The organism is Pleomorphochaeta sp. DL1XJH-081, from assembly GCF_049310885.1.
In the GTDB taxonomy this organism is placed as follows: Bacteria; Spirochaetota; Spirochaetia; order Sphaerochaetales; family Sphaerochaetaceae; genus CAYZJV01.
In genome coordinates this window covers 1-231 of sequence record NZ_JBMDYO010000221.1, presented here as the reverse complement: position 1 = coordinate 231, position 231 = coordinate 1, and the positions used below count along the sequence as shown (strand labels likewise).

Genomic DNA, 231 nt, shown 5'->3' with positions numbered 1-231 from the left:
CCGCCATCGATGACCAGGTCGACATGGTGCTCCAGACGCTGGCGAATTTCGTAGGGGTCGGTCATGGGTTCGGCGTCGCCGGGCAGGATCAGGCTGACGCTCATCAAGGGCTCACCCAGCTCGGCAAGCAGTGCCAGGGTAATGGCATGGTCCGGCACGCGCAGGCCGATGGTGCGGCGTTTTTCATGCAACAACAGGCGCGGCACTTCGCGCGTGCCGTTGAGAATGAAG

1 protein-coding gene is annotated in these 231 nt (G+C 63.2%); it reads right to left on the bottom strand.

The window, feature by feature from the left end:
* On the bottom strand, positions 1–231 hold a 231-nt coding region (locus ACODJP_RS14530), incomplete at both ends, for a Sua5/YciO/YrdC/YwlC family protein (RefSeq protein WP_422482709.1).